The 24,621-nt window shown below is 50.7% G+C and carries 23 protein-coding genes; 5 read left to right on the top strand and 18 right to left on the bottom strand.

Annotated elements, in window-relative coordinates; translation table 11 throughout:
- Positions 1 to 58: 58 nt before the first annotated feature.
- From GA565_RS12595 to GA565_RS12555, 9 genes are all read right to left on the bottom strand, one after another.
- Positions 59 to 850, bottom strand: a complete 792-nt coding sequence (locus GA565_RS12595; protein ID WP_084984213.1) for an SDR family oxidoreductase — start codon at positions 848 to 850, stop codon at positions 59 to 61.
- A gap of 2 nt (positions 851 to 852) precedes the next feature.
- Positions 853 to 2,535, bottom strand: coding sequence for a hydantoinase B/oxoprolinase family protein (locus GA565_RS12590; protein WP_055772050.1), 1,683 nt, complete (start codon positions 2,533 to 2,535; stop codon positions 853 to 855).
- Positions 2,535 to 4,622: a hydantoinase/oxoprolinase family protein gene (locus tag GA565_RS12585; protein ID WP_152198728.1), complete on the bottom strand. Its 2,088-nt coding sequence runs from the start codon at positions 4,620 to 4,622 to the stop codon at positions 2,535 to 2,537. Before GA565_RS12585 ends, GA565_RS12590 begins: the two co-directional genes overlap by 1 nt.
- Before the next feature lie 51 nt (positions 4,623 to 4,673).
- Positions 4,674 to 6,014 carry an MFS transporter gene (locus GA565_RS12580; RefSeq protein WP_152198727.1) on the bottom strand — a complete coding sequence of 447 codons (1,341 nt, stop codon included), beginning with the start codon at positions 6,012 to 6,014 and terminating at the stop codon, positions 4,674 to 4,676.
- A gap of 67 nt (positions 6,015 to 6,081) precedes the next feature.
- Positions 6,082 to 6,714 carry an RraA family protein gene (locus GA565_RS12575; RefSeq protein WP_152198726.1) on the bottom strand — a complete coding sequence of 211 codons (633 nt, stop codon included), beginning with the start codon at positions 6,712 to 6,714 and terminating at the stop codon, positions 6,082 to 6,084.
- Positions 6,715 to 7,208: 494 nt separating this feature from the next.
- On the bottom strand, positions 7,209 to 7,517 hold the full coding sequence (locus GA565_RS12570; protein ID WP_152198725.1) for a CcdB family protein: 309 nt from the start codon (positions 7,515 to 7,517) through the stop codon (positions 7,209 to 7,211).
- 2 nt (positions 7,518 to 7,519) lie between these two features.
- Complete coding sequence (locus GA565_RS12565; RefSeq protein WP_055772034.1) at positions 7,520 to 7,759, bottom strand: type II toxin-antitoxin system CcdA family antitoxin; 240 nt, start codon at positions 7,757 to 7,759, stop codon at positions 7,520 to 7,522.
- Positions 7,760 to 7,906: 147 nt separating this feature from the next.
- A complete protein-coding gene (locus GA565_RS12560; RefSeq protein WP_152198724.1) occupies positions 7,907 to 9,448 on the bottom strand; it encodes a DUF2235 domain-containing protein in 1,542 nt (513 codons plus the stop codon).
- A gap of 325 nt (positions 9,449 to 9,773) precedes the next feature.
- Positions 9,774 to 10,415, bottom strand: a complete 642-nt coding sequence (locus GA565_RS12555) for a GntR family transcriptional regulator (protein WP_152198723.1) — start codon at positions 10,413 to 10,415, stop codon at positions 9,774 to 9,776.
- A gap of 112 nt (positions 10,416 to 10,527) precedes the next feature.
- On the opposite strand from GA565_RS12555, the gene GA565_RS12550 reads away from it, so the two are divergent.
- Positions 10,528 to 10,992: an OsmC family protein gene (locus GA565_RS12550; protein WP_152198722.1), complete on the top strand. Its 465-nt coding sequence runs from the start codon at positions 10,528 to 10,530 to the stop codon at positions 10,990 to 10,992.
- Positions 10,993 to 11,041: 49 nt separating this feature from the next.
- Here GA565_RS12550 and GA565_RS12545 read toward each other — a convergent pair whose 3' ends face one another.
- Positions 11,042 to 11,380: a GlpM family protein gene (locus GA565_RS12545; RefSeq protein ID WP_152198721.1), complete on the bottom strand. Its 339-nt coding sequence runs from the start codon at positions 11,378 to 11,380 to the stop codon at positions 11,042 to 11,044.
- A 405-nt stretch (positions 11,381 to 11,785) separates the two neighbouring features.
- Between GA565_RS12545 and thyX the strand changes: the two genes are divergently transcribed.
- Positions 11,786 to 12,547, top strand: coding sequence for an FAD-dependent thymidylate synthase (gene thyX, locus GA565_RS12540; protein ID WP_055772014.1), 762 nt, complete (start codon positions 11,786 to 11,788; stop codon positions 12,545 to 12,547).
- A 227-nt stretch (positions 12,548 to 12,774) separates the two neighbouring features.
- Here the strand turns inward: thyX and GA565_RS12535 are convergent, their stop codons facing one another.
- From GA565_RS12535 to GA565_RS12525, 3 genes are all read right to left on the bottom strand, one after another.
- The gene (locus GA565_RS12535) at positions 12,775 to 14,085 is read right to left on the bottom strand and encodes a cytochrome c (protein ID WP_152198720.1); all 1,311 of its coding nucleotides are present in this window, start codon (positions 14,083 to 14,085) and stop codon (positions 12,775 to 12,777) included.
- A 1-nt stretch (position 14,086) separates the two neighbouring features.
- Positions 14,087 to 15,859 carry a GMC family oxidoreductase gene (locus GA565_RS12530; RefSeq protein ID WP_152198719.1) on the bottom strand — a complete coding sequence of 591 codons (1,773 nt, stop codon included), beginning with the start codon at positions 15,857 to 15,859 and terminating at the stop codon, positions 14,087 to 14,089.
- A 102-nt stretch (positions 15,860 to 15,961) separates the two neighbouring features.
- Entirely contained in the window at positions 15,962 to 16,678 is a 717-nt protein-coding gene (locus tag GA565_RS12525; protein ID WP_152198718.1) for a gluconate 2-dehydrogenase subunit 3 family protein, read from the bottom strand.
- Positions 16,679 to 17,122: 444 nt separating this feature from the next.
- Between GA565_RS12525 and GA565_RS12520 the strand changes: the two genes are divergently transcribed.
- Positions 17,123 to 18,142, top strand: a complete 1,020-nt coding sequence (locus GA565_RS12520) for a LacI family DNA-binding transcriptional regulator (protein ID WP_152198717.1) — start codon at positions 17,123 to 17,125, stop codon at positions 18,140 to 18,142.
- A 29-nt stretch (positions 18,143 to 18,171) separates the two neighbouring features.
- On the opposite strand, the gene GA565_RS12515 is transcribed toward GA565_RS12520, so the two are convergent.
- The 4 genes from GA565_RS12515 to GA565_RS12500 are packed head-to-tail and all read right to left on the bottom strand — an operon-like array spanning position 18,172 to position 21,615.
- Positions 18,172 to 19,038 carry a metal ABC transporter permease gene (locus tag GA565_RS12515; RefSeq protein ID WP_152198716.1) on the bottom strand — a complete coding sequence of 289 codons (867 nt, stop codon included), beginning with the start codon at positions 19,036 to 19,038 and terminating at the stop codon, positions 18,172 to 18,174.
- Positions 19,038 to 19,895, bottom strand: coding sequence for a metal ABC transporter permease (locus GA565_RS12510; RefSeq protein WP_152198715.1), 858 nt, complete (start codon positions 19,893 to 19,895; stop codon positions 19,038 to 19,040). Before GA565_RS12510 ends, GA565_RS12515 begins: the two co-directional genes overlap by 1 nt.
- On the bottom strand, positions 19,892 to 20,677 hold the full coding sequence (locus GA565_RS12505) for a metal ABC transporter ATP-binding protein (protein WP_152198714.1): 786 nt from the start codon (positions 20,675 to 20,677) through the stop codon (positions 19,892 to 19,894). Before GA565_RS12505 ends, GA565_RS12510 begins: the two co-directional genes overlap by 4 nt.
- Positions 20,674 to 21,615, bottom strand: coding sequence for a metal ABC transporter substrate-binding protein (locus GA565_RS12500; RefSeq protein ID WP_152198713.1), 942 nt, complete (start codon positions 21,613 to 21,615; stop codon positions 20,674 to 20,676). Before GA565_RS12500 ends, GA565_RS12505 begins: the two co-directional genes overlap by 4 nt.
- A gap of 195 nt (positions 21,616 to 21,810) precedes the next feature.
- Here GA565_RS12500 and mntR point away from each other — a divergent pair, with 195 nt between their 5' ends.
- Positions 21,811 to 22,260, top strand: coding sequence for a manganese-binding transcriptional regulator MntR (gene mntR, locus GA565_RS12495; protein ID WP_055771986.1), 450 nt, complete (start codon positions 21,811 to 21,813; stop codon positions 22,258 to 22,260).
- A gap of 82 nt (positions 22,261 to 22,342) precedes the next feature.
- On the opposite strand, the gene GA565_RS12490 is transcribed toward mntR, so the two are convergent.
- Entirely contained in the window at positions 22,343 to 23,260 is a 918-nt protein-coding gene (locus tag GA565_RS12490; protein WP_152198712.1) for an SDR family oxidoreductase, read from the bottom strand.
- 173 nt (positions 23,261 to 23,433) lie between these two features.
- Between GA565_RS12490 and ampC the strand changes: the two genes are divergently transcribed.
- Positions 23,434 to 24,573: a class C beta-lactamase gene (gene ampC, locus GA565_RS12485; RefSeq protein ID WP_152201484.1), complete on the top strand. Its 1,140-nt coding sequence runs from the start codon at positions 23,434 to 23,436 to the stop codon at positions 24,571 to 24,573.
- The last annotated feature ends 48 nt before the right edge of the window (positions 24,574 to 24,621 follow it).

The following is a 24,621-nucleotide window of genomic DNA, read 5'->3' as shown; positions in this document are numbered from 1 at the left end:
TTTCACCTTGATTTATGCAGTCATCAACGAATATTCATAGCCTGACGAGACGCGCTTATTAATCGCTCAGTCCCGCAGGTGCGCCCTTCCAGCGGCTTAGCTCGAGGTCGCCCGAGATATCGCGCATAAACGTCGGCGCGACAATCAGCTCTTCAATCACCGTACGAGCGGGCAGACCCGCGCACAGCAGCACCGCTTCGGCGACGTCTTCCGGCTGCACCATGTTGTCGCGTATATTTTGCGTCGGCGGATTGGCGCGGTTGTCCATAATGGGTGTATTGACTTCGCCCGGTAAAATACAGGTGGAGCGGATACCGTCGTTGCGAAACGTATTGTGCAAATACGTCATAAAGTTGCGCACACCGGCCTTGGCCGCACCGTAGGCTGCCCCGCCCAGCAAATTAGGACGCAGCGCCGCCAACGAGGAGACCGTAATAATGGTGCCGTTCTTTTTGGCCAGCATGTCCGGCAGCACCGCCTGCGTCAGCAGGAACACCGCTTTAAGATTGACGTCCTGCACCTGTTGCCACTCATCTTCTTCAATCCAGCGGGCATTCAGGGTTTTGCTGGCGCTTCCGGCGTTATTAACCAGAATATCGACCGACCCCAGCTCGTCGTTCACCCAACTAATCAGTGCCTGAACCTGCTGTTTGTCTTCAATGTGTGTGGCACGGCTCCAGGCATCTCCGCCCTTTTCACGAATGGCCTGAGCAACGCCTTCAAGCACCTCAATACGGCGACCAACCAGCACCACTTTTGCACCCCGCGCGGCCAACAGCTCCGCTGAACACTTGCCTATACCGCTGCCAGCGCCGGTCACGATGACTACTTTTCCTTGTAGCGTATCCATAATTAGCCTCTTTTTAACGCTTCAGTGGAGACGCCATAGTCACGCAGGGCGCCTTCTTCGGTGATATAGCCTTCCTGTAAATCAAACAGAATGGCCGCCTTACTGCGTTCTGCCACCGGGCTTTTACCGCCGCCGCCGGGCATTTGAATGGTGACTTCATCGCCGGGCAGCACGTCGTGACGACCAACCGGCTTCTCAAGCTGTTTGCCGTTAATGGCGATAAAGTTTGGTGCCCCAGCTTCACCCCCCAACACGCCCTGCGCCGGATGCTTTTGACGCGAGTAGAACATGCTATGCGACAGGGGGAATTTGCTGGTATTGCGGATAACCATGCGTTGGGCCACGCCGCCGCGATAGCGCCCTGCACCGCCAGAGTCCGGTACAATCGACTTTTCGGTAAACAGCAGCGGCGTCGAGGATTCGATAAGCTCAACCGGCGTTGAGGACATATTGCCTGGGAAGCCGGTTACGATACCGTCTGCCGCCGGTCTTGCCCCTGTTCCACCGTTCACGCACAGGCTTTCAACGAAGCGGCGACCGTCGTCGAACTGACCGGCAAACACGTCACAGGTCACCGGCGCACTGCCTGAGTGGCCCATTACGCGGTCAGGCATAATTTCAGACAATGCGGTGAAGATGGCGGCGTGCGCCATGTGCCCCACGCGGTTGCGCATTTCCACGGCGCAAGGCGGACGGGCGTTGGCGATTGAACCCAGCGGCGCCGTCACGGTGATCGACTTGAAACAGCCTTCGTTGTTGGGTAAATGCGGCTCAAGCAGGCATTTGAGTGGGTAAACGCTGTAGGCATAGGTAAAGGACATCGGACAGTTGCTGCCAAACAGTGATTCGGCGGAGGACCCGGCGTAGTCAATCGTGATATTACTGCCCTCGACGATAACAGCCACGTTGAGGTGAATGTCACCTTCATAGTCACCGATATCCACCGCGGCCTCGTAACGCCCGTCCGGTACGGCTTCAATCGCTTTACGCATGGCGTTTTCAGTCAGCGAATGAATCTTTTCGGCCAGCGGCTCCACCGAATCAATGTTCAGGTCGTCCATCAGGCCCAACAGTCCCTTGGCACCAATCTGGTTGGCTGCGAGCATAGCGTGCAGGTCACCTTCCACCTGATCCGGCGATCGCACATTAGCCAGCAGCAGATCAAGCAGTTGCTGATTCACTTCGCCCTCCAGCATTAACTTGCTGGGCGGGATGAGAAATCCTTCTTCGAACATGTCACGAGAGGAGCCCATATTCAGCGATCCACCAATGTCTGACATGTGCGCCGCCGAACCGGTGAAGGCCACCAACTGCCCATGACGAAACACCGGCGTGACAATAGTGACGTCATTAAGGTGTCCTGTACCCAACCACGGATCGTTAGTCACCAAACTGTCGCCAGGGCGCAGCGTTTCAGCCGGATATTTTGCCAAAAGATGACGAACGGTCGCCGGTAAGGTGCCGATAAACACCGGTACGCTGGTTTTCGGCTGCGCCAACGAGTTGCCCTTGGCGTCCATCAACAGGCACGAATAGTCGCCCACTTCGCGAATAATGCTGGAAAACGCCATGTTGACCAACGTGGCCGCCGCCTCTTCAGAAATACTGACCAGCCGGTCCCAGGTGATCCTCAGGCTGATCGGGTCATTGAGAAAGCGCAGGTTATCAGGGGTTGAGGTCGTCATTATTTCAGCTCCATCAGAATATTGCCTTGTTCATCAAGCATCGCGGACGCACCCGGCCCGACATAAATCGCACACTCTTTTTCCTGCAACAGCGCGGGTCCGGCTATCCATGCGCCGGTTATCATCAGGCTGCGCGGCACTACACGGCAGTCGCTGAAGCCGCTGTCGCGTCCGAGATATACCGCAAGGGTTTTCTCGCGTGCGCCTTCATCCGGCTGCGCCTGTTTGTCAGAGGTGTTCATCAGCGGCGGTGTGGTTTGTACCCGACCCCGCCAGTTAACCACTTCCACGCCCTGACCCGGCAGCGTGCGGCCAAAGCGGGCGAAGTGTGCTTCTTCGAAGGCGGCAATGAGTGCGCCAACGTTGCCCTGCTCTTCAAACGCCTGCGGCAGCGTGACGGTTAGTTCGGAACCCTGACCGACGTAGCGCACATCGGCCAGCTTATGCGTGCTGGCGGTGGCAGGGTCGACATTCGCCGCCGCCAGCGTGGTAAAGGCTTCGTCGAAACCTTCGGCAAAGATTTTTTGCACGGCGACCATGTCGATTGCAGCCTCAAGCCGGCAGCGACTGCTGCGCACAAAGTCGGCGCTTGGCGGCGCAGTGAGCAGGCCGAAGGCGGAATAAACACCGGCACCGTTGGGGAAATAGACTTTTTTGACTGAGAGAATCTTAGCCAGCGACCACGCGTGGCTGGGGCCTGCGCCACCAAATGCCAACATAGTCATCTGGTGCGGACTCACGTTTTTCTCAACCGAGTGCGTACGCAGGGCTTCGGCCATTTTGCTGTTAGCCACTTCATGAATGCCCCAGGCGGCATCTTCAATACTCAGCCCCAACGGTTCGGCAATACGGGAGATTGCTCTGCGCGCCGCCGAGACGTCGAGCGCCATGCGGCCACCCAGAAAAGCATCAGGGTCAAGCAGCCCGAGGACAAGATTGGCATCGGTCACGGTGGGAAGTTCGCCGCCTCGCCCATAGCAGGCGGGTCCTGGGTAAGCACTGGCGCTTTCTGGGCCGATTTCAAGCAGGCCGAGTGAGTCAACGCGCGCAATACTGCCGCCGCCCGCGCCGATTTCAATCATATCCACCACCGGAAGTTTCACCGGCAGGCCACTGCCTTTGAGCAGTCGGTCGGCGCGACCCACTTCGTAATCGGTGGTAATTGAGGGTTCGCCGTTGCGCACCACACAGGCCTTGGCCGTAGTGCCGCCCATGTCAAACGCCAGCACCTGCGGGTGACCATTTTTACGAGCAAACGCCGCCGTCGCCACAATGCCACCGGCTGGGCCAGATTCGATGATGCGTGTCGGATAATCTGCCGCCACCTGCGGGGCCATCAGCCCGCCGTTGGAACCCATGACCAGCCAGTCGCAGGTAAAACCGCCTTCGCGCAGCTTGTGCTCCAGACGGGCCATATAATGGCGCGCCTTGGGCTGCACAAACGCATTCATGGCGGTGAGTACACCACGATCGTACTCACGAATTTCGCGGGAAACCTTGTGCGATACTGAAATCGATACGCTCGGCAGTTCACGGCTCAGAATGGCTTCGATCCGATTTTCATGTTCGGGCCACGCGTAGGCGTGCATGCAAAGCACTGCCACCGCTTCATAACCTTCAGCGCGCAGTGTGGCAGCCAGCGCCACCACTTCACTCTCATCGAGCGGCGTGACAACGTCACCAGAACTCGTCACGCGTTCACTGATTTCATACGCCTGAGAACGTGGGATCAGTGGCGCAGCCGGTGCGCCATTGAGGTCATAAATGTCATAGCGATATTCTCGGCCAAGCACCAGCACATCACGGAATCCCTTCGTTACCACAAACGCTGTTCTAGCACCGCGACGCTCCAACAGCGCGTTAATCGCCAGCGTGGTGCCGTGGGTGATGGTGTGGATATCACCCGCCGCCAACCCCGCCATCTCGATTAACTGCGTTAGCCCGGTGTAGGCGCCTTCGGACGGATCGTGTGGCGTAGTCAACGTTTTATGGCGAAGGGCAACGCCTGTTTCATCGTTTAGCAGAACCAGGTCGGTAAACGTGCCGCCAATATCAAATCCCATTCGCCATGTTGACGCGTGTTTCATAATTACCTCGACAGATGTTCAAATTGCTCAGATAACGCATTCAGGTACGGCTTACTCCGCGCGCAGCGGCTTACCGGCCGTTTCTTTCAGATAAAAAGTGCTAATCAGAGTCAGTGCAGCGGTCAGGATCACCATATAACTTGGAATACTGGCCAAACCGGTCAGGCCGATAAGCCAGGTCATCAGCAGCGGTGCGGAACCGCCAAAAATGACGGTAGAAAGGTTGAAACCGATGCTGTAAGCGCTGTAGCGCACGTTGGTCGGGAACATTTCCGCCAGCGTGGCCTGAATCACCGCCGCGTGACCGGCAAAGGCAAAGGCCAGTAAAATGGACGCCATGCAGGCCAATGGCATCATGCCCAGCGTCAGCAGCCAAAAGCAGGGGTACGCCAGCACTGCCATAGCAATGGCCGACGCCACCAGCAGCGGTTTACGCCCAAGCCGGTCAGAAAGCCAGGCCATCATCGGAATGGCACCAATAATGGTCAGCAGCCCGCACGCGGTTACCATCAGGCTTTGAATCTGGGCAAAGTGCATGACTTTGTTCAAATAGGTTGGCATGTAGACAAACAGTACGTAGTAGCCTGGCCCATTAACCGCTGGCAGTGTGACAGCCAACGCGATGGCCTTGAGGTGTCGTTTTGAGGTTAATACTTCGCGGATTGGATTACGCACTACGGCTTTGTTCTGCTTAACCATCTGAAAGTGCGGCGTATCCTGAATACGGGTGCGAATATATACGCCAATCAGCGCCATCGGAATGGCAAGCAGGAACGGTACACGCCAGACCCACGCCCTCATAGCCTCGGCGCCGTAGATATTAATTAAGCCGCTGATCAACAGGCTGCCAAACAGCAGCGCGATAAACGACCCCATCACCAGCGGTGACATCACCACCGCGCGGCGGTCATCTTCAGCGTATTCCGCCACAAAGGAGCCTGCGCCAGACACTTCACCGCCGGCCGAAAAACCCTGCACGATGCGCAGTAAAATCAGCAGCGCCGGTGCTGCCCAGCCGATGCTGGCATAGCTTGGCAACAGGCCAATTGCTGCGGTGGCTAAAGAGATCATTAACAGCAAGATGGCGAGTAATTTCTGGCGGCCCATTTTATCGCCCAGGTACCCACAAATTACGCCACCAAAGGGACGGACTACAAAACTGACGGTGAAGCCCAGATACGTCAGCATCAAACCGGCGTCTGTGGTGTTCATTTCATTGGCGGAAAAAACCAGCACCAACGTGCTGACTAAAAGACCATAAATGCCGTAGTCATACCACTCCACAAACGAACCCACGCCGCCGGCCAGAGAGGCGCGCTTAACGACGTTGTTTTTTGTTGAGTCTTTTGCCGGCAAAGCGTAATTCATCGATGCAACCTGTGATTTATTCATTGTTCTGCCCTGCTACAGTATTGAGGTTATCCGGCCCAGCATGCGGGCCGGTCTTGTACGCTGTGATTTATTGGTACTGCTGGGTGACTTCTGCGGTCATCTCAGCTTCACGTCTTGCCACTTCCTTCACTTTTTCGAGGACTTCTTCAGCTCTCCAGAATGGGATGATGATGATGCCGTCGTCGTCGGCCACCACGATGTCACCCGCGCAGCACACCACGCCGCCGATTGCGACAGGTTCACCTATGACACCAGGACCGTTTTTATAAGGGCCTGCAGGACTTATGCCACGTGAGTAAGTCGGTAAACCGGTAGATTCGATCACTTTTTTATCACGCACGGCACCGTCGATAACCTGACCGCGAGCGCCGGCATGTTGAAAACGCTGTGTTAGCTGTTCGCCAACCAGTGCGCGATCAATATGCCCCATGCCGTTGATCATCATCACGTCGCCTTCTTCGATGTAGTCCAGCGCCTTAATCACCGCCGCGTTATCACCTGCCGTAACCTGCACCGGAAATGCAAAGCCGGTGAAGGCCGTATTTTCGGTCAAGGGGATGATGCCAGCATCACACATATTCAGGCGTTCCATTGCGTCACCAATATTGGCAACCGGGAAAGGCGAAAATGCCTCCAGCCAGTTTTTAGAGGGACGAATCCAACGTGGAGCAATACGAACTTCTGCCGTTTCCAATGCCATTTTCTCAGACCTTACTGTAGGGGGTAAAATGAAAAATAATTATCGAATGAGAATGTTTTATCATTTTAAAAAATAAATGTTCAATGTTTTTTTCAAGACCAGTTGGTCAACTTTCAAGAATTAACCCTGATATGCAGCATAGAAAAAACAAAAAGTGTTAAAAATAAAAATCAATAAAATCATAACTATAAATGGATGTTAGAGAAGGCTACTTGTGACGAAGATAACAATATCAATGAGGATTTATCGAAGCATTCGATTTTCTTATGACAGGAAATAAATAATTAACAGCGCACGAGTTAATTTGGTGCAAAATAACCAGTAAAACCCTGCACTCGCACTGCGCGAGTGCATTTATTTCCAGCTAAAAAATAATTACTTCTGCTGGCTGAGTTTATAAGATTTATATTTTGCGAGGCAGCGCACAAAATTGGTGCGTAGGAGCAAGAGTAAAGAAAACATTCACAGAATGTGGGAGAAGGAATTTAATCGAGTTAGAAACCGTCGAGGAGAAAATCCAGTGCATTTTTTATGGCATGACGATAGTCGCGCAAACTCACCACTTTTGCGCCGAGCTGCTGGAGTCTGATACTCGCCATTTCATGGGTCATGAGCAGATAATCGACGCCTTCGACCTTCACTACTGGGTTAAGCCGCTGGGCAGGCCGCGCATGAAATTTACTTAACGGAAAAAGAGGAATAACCAGTCGCGTGTTCATTTCGCCAATGATATCACTCTGCACGTCAAGTAAATAAGGGTATGCGCGGGCATTGCCGGTGTTACGATAGACGATAAACTGCATAGTTAGAACGTCCTGTAGTCGTCCGATAGCAAACCGTGATCGTCACTGATGCGGTTAAGCTCCAGCACGGCTTCACGATTCTCGCTCTTCCAATCCTCAGCCTCCAACTGCTGAAGCTTAGACTTTAACGCTTCTGCCAGAATAGCCGACAAATTTATACCGGCCCTGCGAGCCTGCTCCAAAAGAACGGGTTCCAGCGTTACGCTAACGGTTTTTTTATGACGTAAAGTTAAGGTTGGCACAATTCCCTCCGGGAGCAGTGATCGATTTACACGTGTATTTCACACGTGCTCTACACGCGTGTAAAAACATATGCCGCTAGTATGCCCGCTTCTCCCCGCGGCAGACAGCTTTATTTTTGAGCAAAACAGTGACAGCGTTACGCCGGGTTAGCGCTTTGACACGGTTAGCCGCACGCTTCCACGGTTATTGCCATAGGCCTGCCATGCGTCGTTGGTGAAGGCATAAAGATAGCCACTGGCTTGCGGCGTAAATACGCAACGCTCACCAAGGGCAAATATTTCATGCGGCAGAGAGTTGCTTCCAGGTTTGGCTCCTGCGGTGAGTGCGTCATTCGCCACCGCACCCGTGAGCGCCAGCCAGTCCACTTCCTCCTGACGCTTGGTGAACCAGAAATCGGCCTGATAATTACCGGTTATCTTGCGGTATAGCGTTTCGCCAAAACCCATCAGTGATGAGAATGTCTGGGCAATTTTACCAAGATGGAACTTGCCGCCACTGTCGCCTTTAGGGCCACAAGAGATATGTCCGTCCATCCACTCTCCGCTGGCACGGAACTCATAATTGACCCCGGCTTCGAGATAAATACCGGTTGCGTTCCAGTACTCGCGCGCAAAAATCTCCACGCTAATGGATTTCTCTTTCTCAATTTTTCGACTCTGCCAATAGTCCCCCTGATTGAGCGGCGGATTGTTGTGGCGCGTCATTGCCGAGGTGTGTAACTCGCTGCTTTGATCAGAGAAAAAAGGAACATTGCGTGGACGGGTTCGCAAATTTTTAAACACACCCGTGGCAGAGTCATGGAGTTGCCCCAGTGGATCATCCCTCAACTGTTGGCGAATGTCTTTACGGAACCGTAATCCATACTCTTCGGCCTGCGTCATCATCCAGCCTAATGCGCCGTCGGAGAGTCCGACTTGCGCATAGCCGCCCCCAACGTCGGCATGTACGCCAGGAAACCAGGTTTGGCGCACGTCCTGCCCCTCTTCAATATGGGTCCACAGCGTGGGAATAAAGTTTTGCCGCCGCTCATCAATAGAAAGTGCATGACGCGCCGTTTTTACTATTGGGCTGAGGCTAGTGTCGTGAAAACAATATTTACGCCGATTATTAAGCAGGCTGAGAAAGGCGACGTCGTCAGGTATGCCCAATGCCCCTACGGTATCCCAAACGCCGATGAAATGGATCGGCACGGTATGGCTGCAAGGTTGCCCACTGCTCACGCAGTGAAAAACCCGCTCATCACTGGCGACAACCGGTTCCTGCTGACGATAATGGTTGAATAATTCCTGCACTGCCGACCACGTCTCTTTCTCGGTCATTGCACCCTGCCGTGCATTTAGCAGGCCGCAGTGGGCGATCATCCCTCCCAGACTGCGCACGGTAAAAGCTCCCCGGCTAAAACCAAACAGCCAGATGCTCGCACCAATTTCATAATTTTTTGCTAACCAGCAGTAAGCGCTCATGATGTTCTTGTCGAGCCCGTCGCCGACAATGCCGTCTATCATCCGGTTAAGCCAACCGCCTTTAGTCCCGACGCCAGGATGATAATAAGTGCGCTGTTCAAGACCGTCAGAATCACTTTTTTCCAGCGCGTTACGCAGTTTAATCACATTTGTTGGCACCGATACGCCATTGTCCATCTGATCGGGGGTATTCCATGTTCCATCGCAAAAAATGATTAAATGCATATACGTTGTCCTGTTTTAGAAGGCCAGAAAGCTTTTTAAATCTAGACCGTTAAGGCTCGGATGCAACAAAATATGCTCACTCATTGCAGCGTGAAAATGGCGGACGCCTGCGGGCAGACAATAACCGTTGAACAGGCTTTTTAAGCGTTAAAATGAACTGATTGTGAACGAACCAGACAGTAACGCGCTGAATTTTTTGGCAATGTTCTCGGGCTTATTCCTAAGATTCTGGATAACGCCCCGGGTTGTCGTCAGCCTTGTGCCTGAGTGGATGTTTCTACAGTTCCGTTGTTTCGATTTTTATAGCGAACAGCGGCACCCTTGATTATCGATTTATAATATATTTTTTTAATATCTGTCCGGCAGAAAGAATATGTTCAACTGTACATTCGCGAGCAGCAGCAGGATCGCTGCTTAGACAGGCTCTTAAAATATGCGCATGTTCATCCTGAAACTTGAGAGTTTCAGACAGTAATCGATGCTGCAAGAGCTCATATCTTTCTATCTGCTCACGTAATTCGTTGATCATATTCAGCAGGCGTTGATTTTTACACTTCCGATATAGCAGCTCATGAAATTCACGGTTGTACAGTCCCTGTTGTGTTGATTCGGTGGCGTTACCAAGAAGTTTATGAACAAGCTCTGCTCGGGTAAGAGTTTCAGAGTCCATGTATTGAAGACTCTGAAAAATAGCATCACCTTCCAGTAAAGCCCGGAGTTGATAAATTTCGTCAATATCGTTAACGGTTAGCGTTCTAACTACTGCTCCACGGTTTCTGTAAACGTCCACTAACCCTTCCCGCTCAAGTTTCTGGATTGCTTCTCTTAGCGGTATGCGGCTGACAGAAAATTGGCTGGCGAGGTCTCTTTCTACAAGCCTGTCCCCATCCCGCAACGAGCCGTTGTTAATTAAATTTTTAAGTTCAGAGGCAAGCATGTCCGCGGTTGAAAGAAAAGCCGTACTCATAAAACCTTCTTTACATGATTATCAAATGGTATACCATTATGCCATTGGTGTACGAATTTTAACAATGAATTGCGGTAAATCATGCTTTTTTTAAAAGTGGAGAAGGAAATTTATGGAACACATTTATTCGTCACATATTGCTTGGACGGGCAATCTGGGAAAAGGAACATCAGGCTATCGTTCATATGCACGAACGTGGGACATCTCTGTAGCCGGAAAGGAAACAATACATTGCTCTAATGATCCAATACTGGGGGGTGACCCTGGTAAAATGAATCCGGAAGACCTGCTTATCTCATCTCTTTCGGCCTGCCATATGCTGTGGTATTTGCATCTGGCATCTGATGCAGGCATCACTGTGATGGATTATGAAGACTCACCGGTAGCAACAGGTGAGGTTTTGAAAGATGGCGCTGGGCGCTTCATATCAGCCATCCTCAAGCCAAAAATTACTGTAGTAACCGGTACCGATATTGATGCTGCAACGGCTATTCATCATGAGATCCATAAAGTGTGTTTTATTGCCAGATCAGTAAACTTCCCTGTGAGCTATGAGCCTGAGTTTATTATCTATTAGTACAAATACTGGTTGCCAAAGGCCTTCTCGTTCAAGGTTTGGATTTATCCTAACTATGCCAACGATTCCAAACCTGAATCAGTAGCCAGGCAACCACTATCCAGCACCCCACTGCAGCAGTTAGCGCGAGCGGCAACCTGAGGAAATTTAACAGCAGATACAAAGAAATTAGATAAGCCAAGTATGGGATTACAGCCCACATCCCGAAAAGAATTGTCGTGCGTAAAGCTTCAAGTGAGCGTTCACTGCCAACGATATAATGAGCAATGAGCGCAAATGTTGGGAAAAGAGGGATGAGACCCGCAATATAATAGTTTCGTGACTTCGATAAGATGCCTATCAATACTACGACCAACGCGCCGATTAATGCCTTTAATAAAATACCCATGATATTCACACTCTTGACATCAAAACCTGACCTTGCCGAAGACACATCATGGTGTCAATCATTAGGTCTGATTTGTTGTTCTCATCAGTAAGGCTTCAACGGCATCGCGGGCACTCCACCTGGCCTGCCATCAGTTGGCTTTTCTCTCATGGCTGCCTGCCCTACTCCTATTGGCTGGCAAGTGCCTTAAGCGAATTTTATAAACCTCGGGGTGAACTAATCAATGGAGTACAGGTGAAAAAACTCAAGTTAAACAGGGAATATCAAATGCCAATTAAATATTAACACTGCTAAAAATTAAATATTAATATCAACAAGATGGAAGGTTAATGTTCTTGATTGATAATATTAAGAATGAAGAGTTACAGGATATAGGTTGTGTTTTAACTGAGAGAGGAAATTTTGATGACTCAACAGATAGCTGAATACGTAGACCATATGGGCAATGATACCAGTGTGGTTAATGCAGCCCGCTTGTCATTTGGCGTAAAATCCAAAGCCTACACCGATGAGCAAAATAAGAGTCTAATAAACTTCTTAGCTTACGGCGTTAGCAGCAAGGAAATTGCCTTAATTATTAAACAATTAATTATTGGTTTTGATTCCACGCAAAATATCGACTCAGAGATCCTCGCTCGTAAATTTTATGATGATTTACGTCAGCAGGATCGTCATTGGACTCCATTTGCTCATACTGCAATCAGCATCAAAATGAAGGCACCGATTCCAATTCGCACCCAATGTTTCAAGCATAAAACAGGCCTGGTTGAGAATGAAGAGTCGCGACGTTACATCAGTACAACCCCTGAGATATTTATTCCTGAGTTTCGCGCTAAACCTGAAGGCTCTATAAAACAAGGGAGTGGAGGTTTACACCCTGATCACAAATCGATTCAGGATGACTATCGACGCCATTGTGAAGAGGGGATCAATAAATACGAGAATTATATCAAAAGAGGTGTTGCTCCTGAGCAGGCTCGTTTAGTTTTACCTCAAGGTACGATGGTTAACTGGCTTTGGACTGGAAACCTTCTAGCATTCGCTAATTTTTACAATAAGCGTTCTGATTCACATGCTCAGACTGAAATTCAAGAATTGGCTGAGTTAGTAAGAAAGGTAGTAGAACCTTTATTCCCTGTGAGCTGGAATGCATTAACTCGCGAGTAAAATAGGCTGGTTTCGATTGCGATCAAACCCACCGGCGGGGGTAAATTTTAAGGGTAATTGTTGGGCTCGCGCGCTCTTACGCATTCTGGCTGCAGAATTGGGCCGGTTAGCAACAGGCGTCGTGATTTTAGTAATAATTTTTCAACCAATCTTGGTTTCCCCCTATTTGTCCTTCCCTAACGCCCGCGAAAAATGCGGGCGTTAGGGGTATGGGTTAGAGGAAAAAATTACTGGCTTGCCATTTGAGCTGGCAGATGCAGTTTTTCACGCATTTCGGTAGCCTGCTGTTCGTTTACCGCCGGGGCGGCATTTCCCCATGAGTTTCGTATATAAGTTACTGCCGCCGCGACCTGCTGGTCAGAAAGTTTCCAGGCGAAGCTCGGCATTGCACCACTGGTTGGGTTACTGGCAGTAACGGCGCCGCGTCCGCCTTCAAGCACCGTGGTGAGCAGCGTGGTAGCATCGGGCGCGACGATGCCCGGATTATTGGCCAGACTTGCCGCCAAACCGGGAATGCCTTTGCCGTTGCTGTTGTGGCACGCGGAGCAGTTAGCCGCATAGACATTGGCCCCCTGCTTCATCAGGCTGCTGTCGGCAGTTAACGCTGCCGGAGCCTTGTTGTCCGAGCCCTTTTGCGCTTTAAGATAGGTAGCAATGGCCTGTAAATCGTCATCGGTGAGATGCTGAGTCGAGTTGGTCACTGCCTCTGCCATCGGACCCGACGCAACGGCCACGTGATTGCTGCCGGTTTTGAGGTACTGAACAACCTGTTCATTGCTCCAGTTGCCAATGCCAGTATAGGTATTCCTGGTTATCTCTGGAGCATGCCAAACACCCAAATTACTGCCCTGTAAATAGGCCGACGTGTCGCCGCCAATCATATTCTTTGGTGTATGACACGCCGCGCAGTGCTCGAGTCCCTCAACCAGATAAGCGCCACGGTTGTACTGCGCTGTCTGCGCACTATCGGCGGTGAATGGTGCATTTTTGAAGAACAGCAGGTTCCAGCCCATCATCGCCAGCCGAATATTGTAAGGGAAAGGCAAATCTGTCGCGGTAACTTTGTTTGCCACCGGTTCAACTGAGCGCATGTAGAGCCACAGATCGTGCATGTCACGATCGCTGACTTTCACGTAGGCGTTATAAGGCATCGCCGGATAAAGATTTTCCCCGTTTTTGCCCTTACCGTGACGCACGGCATTGAAAAACTCGCGCTCGGTCCAGTTGCCTATTCCGTCCTGTGCATCTGGGGTAATGTTGCTGGCATAAATTCCGCCAAACGGTGTGTCAATTTTATAGCCACCGGAAAACGCCCCCTTGCCTCCGGGAAGCGTATGGCAAGCCACGCAGTCCCCGGCGATAGCCACATATTTTCCGCGCGCCAAAGCCTGAGCATCCACGTTTTGCAACGGCGTTTTCGCCAGCGTCACGTTATCCGCCACGTTGTCCGTTTCTGTGTTGCCATTTTGATAAAGCATAACCCCGGCTACGACCGCTGCCACCACAACAACGCCGCCAACAATCTTTAACTTTTTCATATTAGTCCTTTACCAGCGGCCCTGGGTTTTTAAGATATTGATCAATAATGGCTTTGGCCGTCCACAGGCTCAGTGCGCCAATGGTACCCGTTGGGTTGTAGCCAGCATTATTGGGAAACGACGATGCGCCAAGCACGAATAAGTTGTGTAAATCCCAACTCTGCTGATAGCGGTTAAGGACGCTGGTTTCAGGGCTTAAGCCCATAACCGCTCCGCCGATGGTGTGGTCGCTGGCCAGATTGTAGGGTGAGTAGCTGCCCGATGCCGAGTTGGTGCCAACCACGATTTCAGCCCCCATCGCCTTGCCAATGCCGACACTTTTCTCTTCCAGGTATTTGGCCATGTTGCGGTCATTTTGGTTGTAGTCGTAGGTCAGGCGCAGTAACGGCAGGCCGTAGTTATCTTTGTATTCTGGGTCGAGGTCGAGATAGCTCTCTTCATCGGCATAGCTGGTTCCCTGACCAAAAATGCCGGTGGCATTTTGAAAAGCATGGGTATAGGCCTTTTTCCATTCACTGCCCCAGCGCGGCGTTTCGGGGGGCAGGAAGTCAGCGTTACCTATCGGCCTGGAACCGCGAGCGACCACGAGCAGGCCGGCACCGCCGATAAAATCTACGTCGCTATGGTCAAAGTTATCGCCGTTAAAATCGTCGATTTGCGCCGATAACGCGCCTGCGCCGATGAACTGATTAAGATTTTCATCTTTAAAGAACAGGCTGGCACCGGCTACGGTCTGGAAGTTGTAGGCGCGGCCAACCACCCCTTTTTTAGTCTGCGGATTATAAGGTTGGCCAATTTTCGACAGCAGCAGCATGCGCACATTCTGCATCTGGAAGGCGGAGAGGACGACGATACCGGCTGGCTGCTCCCACTCCTGGTTGTTCCGGTCGATATAGGTGACGCCGGTGGCTGTTTTACCGTCTTCAGCCTTGTTTATACGCACCACCGCCGATTCGGTTAGCACGGTAAAATTGCCACGCTGCATTAATGCAGGAATAACACAGGCATTTGGACTGGATTTGGAAAAGTTACCGCAGCCGTAATACAGGCAGTAGCCGCAGTAGGTGCAAGGCCCCATGCGTACGCCCAAGGGATTGACGTAGGCTTGTGAAGCCTGTCCGGCAGGCACCATAAACGGGTGATAGCCCAGTTTCTGGCTCGCTTCGGTGAAGATATCGGTCAAACGCATCGTGGCGAGCGGAGGCAGTGGATATTCACTGCTGCGATTGCCTTCAAACGGATTGCCGCCGGGGATTATTTTTCCATTAAGCTTTCCAGCTTTTCCTGAAACACCGGCTATTTTCTCAAATCGGTCATAAAAAGGTTCAAGCTCATCGTAGGTCACGCCCCAATCCTGAAGAATAAGTCCAGGCATGATTTTCTCTTTGCCATAGCGCGCCACCGTCATGGTGTACGGCTGCAGGTCAAAAGGCGTAAAACGCCAGGCCATGCCGGCCCAGTGCGTGCCCGCCCCCCCCACGTTATTACCCATTTCGTTCAGGTTCCAGTCGCGAGTCGGTAAAGCCTGTTGGCTGGAGTTATTTCGAAAGGTAGAGGTTTCAATGGCTTGGGGTAATAACATGCTGCGGCGGGTGTCCCAGCGCAGTTCATCAGTATCAACCGAAGGGGGGAAATCGGTGGCAGTTTCAACCCACGGGCCGCGTTCTATCGCCACCACGTTTAAGCCAGCGCGCGTCAGTTCTTCCGCCATTAACGATCCGCACCAACCCAGACCAATAATAACGGCATCAACTTTTGGGCGTACATTTTTCATAAAATTGTCCCTACAATATTCACAATTGCTTAAAATTTAAATAAATCAATCGGTTGTTATTTGATAATCTGTATTCGATTAAGGTTAATTAAGTTGATGATGTTAAAGTAAATTGTCGACAAGGCTGGTCGGGATGATGTTGAGTTTTTGCCCTTTCTTATCCAGCAGATCGCGGAAGTCGTAACGTGCACCGGGAAAGCCAATCATTTTCCAGCTGGCCATGTCTTTGTTGCCGCCGTAAATCGGATCGGAAAGAAAACCTTCACGAACGTTCTGCAAAATTTGTTCAAACAGCTGTTTGGTTTCCACCTCAGCGCCTAAATTGAGCTGGTTTTTTTCCATTGCAGTGAGGATTTTGTCTTTTTCGGTGCCAGACAGCTGTACAAAACTCTGCTGATAATGCTGCTGGACGTAGTCGTTAAGCGCCGAAAGCCCCTGACGATAGCGTTGCGCCGGTGTGAGTGCGGACTGCGGCCCCTGCTCAGGCGTTCCTTTAATAAAACGCCCAAGCCGATACTGCGTGGCTGCTCGGCCATAATCACCGGCCAACTGTCGGTCGATAAATGTAGCGCATCCTGCCTCTTTGCCACTGATGCTCAATTCATCGGCGGGGATCAGTCTTTCAGCAATGGCACCCACGACGTCAAACTCTGCCTGAGTAAAATAAGCCAATCCGCCTTTTCTCGGCGGCGCGGGTGGCGTGTCTGCTTTACCAGGCGTCCACGGCTGTCCACCGCTTATCACAGCGGCACCCGCCACCGGAATAGTAGATGCCGCGCCTAATGCGGCAATCGAGGCAATAAACTCTCTACGCTTCATAAAACTCCCCTGTTAATTAATGTTAATTTGACCCAATACGGTTTTTCTTAATTAATGAAATGAAAGAATGCTATGGCCGTGATAAATTTCGGACGTAAGCAGGCGCATCAAATTACAAAATTTGAATAAGAATTTATTTATATGATTTTCACACGGAGAGCACGGAGTATGCTGGGGGAAACTACGCGCCTGCTGCGAATTATTTTCCCATTACTCAGATTTTATTTCACTTTTAAATAATATTTTTAATAAATAAACAACATGTCGCTATCATAATTATTTCCACACTTTCTGTGTACCTCTGTGTTGATGGAAAACCATCAAGCCTTTAACAGCCACTTTTAGTAACAATTACTCGCTTGCGGACAAGACCTTTTGTTGCATAATCCGCGAGATTTTTTAACAAAATAGCAAAATTACTTAGCTAACTGCCGCGGAGCCACCATGAAAAAACCAACGCTTGAGATGCTGGCAAAAATGGCCGGGGTGGGTGTGGCAACCGTAGACAGAGTACTCAATGAACGCGGCGGCGTTTCCCCAGAAAAAGCCAAAAAAGTGCTTATTGCCGCACAAAGTTTAGGATTAAAACGCATTTTGCCCGATGTTTATCAACATCCGTGGCAAATTGAAGTGATTCTGAGCGCTAATATTTCGCATTTCTTCCAGACGATGGCGCGTGAGTTTAGCCAAATAGCCGACACCCTAGGCTATCGCCGCATCACGCTTCACCGCACTTTCTTTCCTGAAAATCAGCCCGAAAAACTGGCCGAACATCTTTACCAATGCTGTGATAAACGCGACGGTATCGTCGTTTTTGCACAAGACTATCCGGTTATTTATGAAGCCTTGGCGCACTGTAAGACCCGGGACGTACCGGTAATCACCATTGTTACCGATTTGCCCGATGCGGCACGCTTATGCCATGTAGGCATTAATCAGCTACAGGCCGGAAGAACCGCCGGATTGATGATGAGTAAAATGCTTAATCAGCCGGGAGAAGTTATTATGGTGAGCGGCAGCTTTGATTACCGTGCGCATCGTCAGCGAATTGAAGGTTTCCGTGACGTTATGCAGCAGCATGCCACGCATATTATTCTGCAGGAGGTACTTTCGGGTCTCGACGATCGTGCAATAATTGCAACCCTCTTGGAGCAAAGCCTGCAGCGTTCTAAAAACGTCGTCGGCATTTATAATACGGGTCTGGGTAATTCTGAAATCGGTAAATTACTCGACAATTATAATTTGTCGGGAAAATGTACTTTTATTACCTATGAGCTATATTCTGTTACACGTTCTCAATTACAGAATGATATATTATCGATGGCGTTGGACCAGAATGCGCGCCAGCATGCGCAATTGGCCACCGAGCTATTATTACGCCATTTGGAAAGCGGATTAATGCCAGATACCTACAGCGACGGCAAGGTCGATTTCAGGCTGGTTACACCTGAAAATTTCGACTAACACTTAATAGTCAGGATGGAAACCAATAGCTATGACTGAGTTCGATTCGCCGCGTCGAACCCTCGGTGCGCTTTTACGCTTTTTCGCAGCAGATGTACCGACAGTGCCAGCAGGAACAGCGCAGCCTGAATCACCACAATCGTCGGGCCAGTGGCAGCGTCGATATAAAAACTGACAAAGGTGCCACTGACGGCGGCAATTACCGACGACGTAACTGACACCAGCAGCATAGTTTTTAGGGTCTTGCACAATAAAAATGCCGTTATGCCCGGCGTTATGAGCATCGCCACCACCAATATAACCCCCACCGCCTGCAGTGCGGCCACAATGGTCAACGAAAGAAGGCACAGCAGCGCATAATGATAAAATCGTACCGGCAGCCCCACGACTTTTGCCTGTATCGGATCAAAGCAGAACAGCATTAAATCTTTAAACTTCAGTAAGATGATTAACGTAACTGCGGAGGCAATGATCAGCGTTTGCAGCATTTCTGCATCCGTAACGCCCAGCACATTACCAAACAGGATATGACTCAGATGCTGTTCGGTATTGACCCGAGAAAACAACACCAGACCTGCCGCAAACATCCCAGAGAAGACGATGCCCATTACGGAATCTTCTTTAACACGGCAGTGTTCTTTAATAAAACCCGTCGCTATGGCACAGAAAAGTCCCGAACCAAACGCGCCAACGACCAGCGGAATACCGACCAAATATGCCAACACTACGCCGGGTAATACGGCGTGAGAAATGGCATCGCCCATGAGCGACCAACCTTTAAGCACCAGAAAACAGGAAAAAATCGAGCAGACTATGCCCGTCGCCACGGCGGTTAACAGCGCCCGTTGCATAAATGCAAAGCCCATCGGCTCCAGCAGCCAGTCTATTGAGAGCATTACAGGCGGCCTCCTGAAAAGCGTGTGCGGAAATTCTGGCTTAGCCAACCGTGTTTTGGGGCAAAAAGAAACGCCAGCAGGAATACGCTGGTTTGCAGCGTCACAATAACGCCGCCGGTCGCACCGTCCAAAAAGAAGCTGAGCCAGGCACCCACAGCGCTGGTCACGGCACCGATAGCCACTGAGATGAGCAACAAGTGCGAGAAACGATCGGTTAGCAGATAAGCCGTTGCACCGGGGGTTATCACCATCGCTATCACTAATATGGCCCCCACCGTTTGCAGGGCCGCCACGCTGCAGGCGCTAAAAATCGTAAAGAAGATAATTTTCAACCGCAGCGGAGAAAGCCCGATAGAAACGGCGTGGGGTTCATCAAAAAATACGGCCAGCAGGTCGCGCCACACCACACACAGCACCAGCAGCGAAACGCCTACGATAATCTGCACCTGCAAAATGTCAGCGTCATCGATGCCGAGAATATTACCAAACAAGATTGACTGCACATTTACAGCGGTTGGATTGAGCGAAACAAGCAACAAGCCCAGTGCAAAAAAAGTTGAAAAAACGAAGCCGATAATGGCGTCTTCACGCAGCCGCGTATAGTGGCGCAACAGGGTCATTGAAAGTGCGGCCAGAATTCCGGTTCCAAAAGCACCAATAGCATAGGGAAACCCCAGCGCATAGGCACCGGCGACGCCCGGCACCACAGAGTGCGACAGCGCATCGCCCATCAGCGACCAGCCTTTGAGCATCAAATAGGCAGATAAAAATGCGCATACGGCGCCCACGCCTGCACTGACCCAGATGGCCTTAACCATGTAATTGTATTGAAAAGGCTGCAGCAGTAGTTCAATCATTGCACCAGCCTCACCGGTGCGGGCGCTTCCTGCGCAAAATAGGCCATATTGCGCAGGGCGCCGCCGAAGGTGTTCTCGAGATTTTCCTGGGTAAAGGTGGTGCTGAGTTCACCGTCGGCGATGACAGTTTGATTGATTAACACTACGCGATCACAAAAATCCGGCACGCTGGCGATATTATGGGTCGAGACCAGAATCAAGTGCCCTTCTTCACGCAGCTGACGCATCAGGTCAATAATGGCATTTTCGGTTTGAATATCTACGCCGGTAAAGGGCTCATCGAGCAACATAACCTGCCCTTGCTGGGCAAGTGCGCGAGCCAAAAACACCCGTTTCTTTTGCCCCCCTGAGAGCTCGCCTATTTGCCGCTGTGCCAAGTCCGTCAATCCCACACGCTCAAGGGCCGCAGACACCTGCCGTTTGTCCTCTTTTGACGGAATACGCAGGAACGACATTTTACCGTAGCGGCCCATCATCACCACATCCTGCACCAGCACTGGAAAGTTCCAGTCAACGTCTTCAGACTGGGGAACATAAGAGATTAAATTCTGCTTCAGCGCACGTACAACACCGATACCGTTAAAGGTTACCGTACCGGTTGTTGGCCGCAAAATTCCCATAATGGTTTTAAAAAGTGTCGATTTTCCGCTGCCATTCACCCCCAGCAGTGCGCAAATCGATCCGCCATCAAGGCTGAAACTGGCGTCATAGATTGCAGTATGGCCGTTATTATAGGTGACCGAGATGTTGTCAACGTCAAGCTTCAGCCCGCTTTCACTCATTGTCCAAATCCTTCTGCGATGGTGCTAACAGTGACCTTTAGGAGGTCAATATAGGTTGGCACCGGTCCTTCACCGGTAGAAAGAGAATCGACATACAGCACACCGCCATATTTTGCCCCCGTCTCTTTACTGACCTGCCTGGCCGGCTTGTCGGAGATAGTGCTTTCGCTGAACACCACCGGAATATTTTGCTGCTTCACCAGATCAATCAATTTCTTGACTTGCTGAGGCGTACCCTGCTCCTCTGCATTAATTGGCCACAAATAGGCCTCTTTCAGGTCATAACTTTTAGCCAGATAGCTAAATGCGCCTTCGCTGGTCACGAGCCAGCGCTGCTGAGCCGGAATTTTTACCAACCGCTGGCGCAGCGGTACATCCAGCTGGCTAATTTTCTCGGCATAATTTTTAGCATTTTGGTTATAGATCTCGGCATGCTGCGGATCGTATTTCACCAGCGCGGCACGGATATTTTCGACGTAGACCCGCGCATTGTTAGGCGACATCCAGGCGTGCGGATTGGGATTGCCCAAATAAGGCCCTTCCTGGATAGGCAGTGGCGTGATGCCGTCGGTTACCGTGACAGAAGGGACATTTTTGATGTTGGCAAAGAAGCGGCCAAACCAGCGCTCGAGGTTAAACCCGTTCCACAGGATCAGGTCAGCGGACTGGGTTTTTACGATATCGCGCGGCGTTGGCTGGTAGTCGTGGATCTCCGCGCCCGGCTTGGTGATGGACTCAACGGTAGCCGCATCCCCCGCCACGTTCTGGGCGATATCCTGGATCACGGTGAAAGTGGTAACAACTTTGAACTTCTTTTTTTCTTTTTCTTCAGCCTGCGCGTTGCCGCCAACCATGCCGACAATCATCCCCAGCAATAAAAGCCGCAGACGAAACGGTGAATAGCTGAATAACTTTAAAAAATTGAGGCTCTTTTCCATAGCTCTTTCCCACCTTACAAACCGCAAAACGAAGAAACCTTAAACAGATATAGCATAGGCTATACTAGATAGCCAAAGCAAAGTTATCAAAAATTGGTGGATAGTCGTAGTTGGTTTACAATACCTTTCATCGTCGCGACGAAAGTGGTGGCGGTAAAAGGTAAAAAGCCATTAAGCAAGTAAGAGGCGGGCGTTGTGAAAAATAAGAAAGTAGGTCCATTGCTGGATGTGGAAGATCACGCTCAGGGCTTTTTACAGGTGCGCGAGGCGCATCGTCGGGAATTGATGGATGATTATGTTGAGCTAATTTCGGATTTGATCCACGAGTTTGGTGAAGCTCGGCAAGTTGATTTAGCCGCCCGGCTTGGCGTTTCTCAGCCAACAGTGGCTAAGACACTGAAACGTTTGGCCACTGCCGGACTGGTGCGCCAGTTACCTTATCGAGGCACCTTCCTAACGCCTGAGGGCGAAAAGCTGGCGGCAGAGAACCGCGAGCGTCATAACGTGGTTGAAGCGTTTTTCATTGCGCTAGGGATCAGCCCTGAAACAGCACGCCTGGACTCCGAAGGCGTTGAACATCACGTCAGCGACGAAACGCTTGAGGTATTTCGTCGTTTTACAGAACAGAAGAATGCTTCAAAATAAGCAAAGATATCCGCTACATTGAATGGCGGCGGGTAAGTGAAGATAAACAATCAGAGAGACCTTTCGGGTCTCTCTTTTTTTATCAAAATTTACGGTCCTGGCAGTAACGCGTAACAGAATCTTCGATTGTCGGCAGCTTGCCAAACCATTTTTCCTGAGTCTGGCGATCTTGCGTGACATACCCCCCCGTTCGTACCCAAAACAATACCGCAACGCCGTCGCGAAGCGAGGGGACGATTTTGGCAATCAGCGGCATAAAAAAGGTGACCAGTGAAGAAAATGCCGGTTTTGCCACAATCGGTCGGCCCAATATTCGGGTGAAGGACGCCGCGAGCATGGGCCCGGTTGCCGGAACATCACAGCAAATATCGATACATTGATTCAGCGCCGAGGCCGGTAAGTCGAGCGCAGCTTCGACTGCATAACGCGCCAGATCGGGTGAGTAAATCATGTCCATAGCCACGCCTGGCGCAATGTCTGGGAAGACGCCACTTTTTACTTTTTCGGCCACCACATCCCGAGGGCGGTCTAGAAAAGCGGCCGCGCGCAATGACAGATAAGGCTGCTGCTTTTCCACCAAATATTGCTCAGTCAGGAATTTTTTATAAAAATGCGGTACGCCAGGTGCTTTGTCGCATTCGAGAATAGAAATAAAGATGAAGCGTGGCACCTGCGCAATTTTGGCCGCGTCTACCCAGTGTCGATAGCCTTCAATGTCCGCCCGAGTGTCGTTATCCTTGGTACGTCTGGAGTGAGAGGTAAAGCCCGCCGCGCTAGAAATTACCGCGTCAATGCCTGGCCCCTGCGTCAGGGCCCGTTGTAAGGATGCCGGATCCATCAAGTCCGCCACCACAAAATCTGTTACGCCCAGCGCCTCGAGTTTTGCGCGGTGGGTGGTTGCCCGGACCAAGGCTCTGACATGCACACCCCGCTCAAGAAGCATCCGCACGATAGTCGTGCCCAACGTACCTGAGGCTCCCATCACGGCAACGGTTTTCATCGTATAATCCTTTTTAACTTAGTGTGTTGTTAAAGCACATCGCCGCTACAATAGACACTGTTTATTCGATATTACTCTACCCGTTGTTGATGTTAATTTATAAAAAATATCAGCTTAACACGGGATATTTTGAATTTTCCAAGTGGATCTCTTGGTAAGGATTTTACAACATGATGTTGAAATTTATAGGTGCCGCGATGCTGAGCATTGCTGCGGTATCGGCCGCACAGGCGGCTGCGCTGGAGAAGAACCGCGTAGACCAGATTATCGAGCCGCTGATGAAGGAGTATCAAATACCCGGCATGGCGATAGCGGTCAGCATCGACGGCAAAACGACCTATTATAATTATGGCATAGCCTCAAAAGAGACTCGGCGTCCTATTAATCAAAATACTTTGTTCGAGATTGGCTCACTGAGTAAAACCTTTACCGCGACGCTGGCAAGCTGGGCACAGTTAGAGGGAAAGATAGCTTTTGACCAACCGGCCAGCCGATATATTCCCGAACTAAAGGGCACCGCTTTTGACAAAGTCAGTCTGTTAAATCTCGCTACCCACACCTCAGGTCTGCCTTTATTTGAGCCAGACGGTGTTAAAACTGACGCTCAGTTAATGAGCTGGTTTAAACAGTGGCAACCGGCCCAACCCGCGGGTAGCCAGCGTATTTACTCCAACATGGGCATTGGCCTGCTCGGTATGGCCACGGCTAACAGTCTTAAGCAACCTTTCACTGAAGTAATGCAAAAAAACCTGCTACCGGCTTTCGGCATGCACAACAGCTTTGTGCAGGTGCCTGCCCATAAAATGGCCGACTATGCGATGGGCTATAACAAGCAGGATAAGCCGGCCAGGGTTAATCCTGGTGTGCTCGACGCCGAGGCGTATGGCTTGAAATCAACCTCCGCCGACCTGATTCGTTATCTTAATATTAATATGAACGTTCAACCGGTTGAGACGCAGTGGCATAAGGCCGTTGAAGCAACCCACACTGGGTATTATCACGTGAGTGGATTTACGCAAGATATGATGTGGGAAAGCTATCCGTACCCTACGCCGTTAAATACTCTTTTGGAAAACAACAGTGCGAAGATTATTTATGCCGGCCATCCTGCTACTTCAATAGTACCGCCGCAAGCGCCGCTGCAGAATGCCATTTACAACAAAACCGGTTCAACCAATGGGTTCTCGACCTACGCGCTGTTTGTGCCGGCCAGGAAAATGGCAATCATTATTCTGGCCAACAAGTCTTATCCCAATGAGGCTCGGGTCAAGGCAGCTTATGACGTGTTAAACGCTCAGAAAGGTGGGTTTTAATCTTTGAGACGCGGTGCCACAAGTTTTCAGCAATGCTGAAGAATGCGG

The organism is Rouxiella sp. S1S-2 (assembly GCF_009208105.1).
Lineage (GTDB): Bacteria > Pseudomonadota > Gammaproteobacteria > Enterobacterales > Enterobacteriaceae > Rouxiella.
This window is presented reverse-complemented; position numbering and strand designations above follow the sequence as displayed.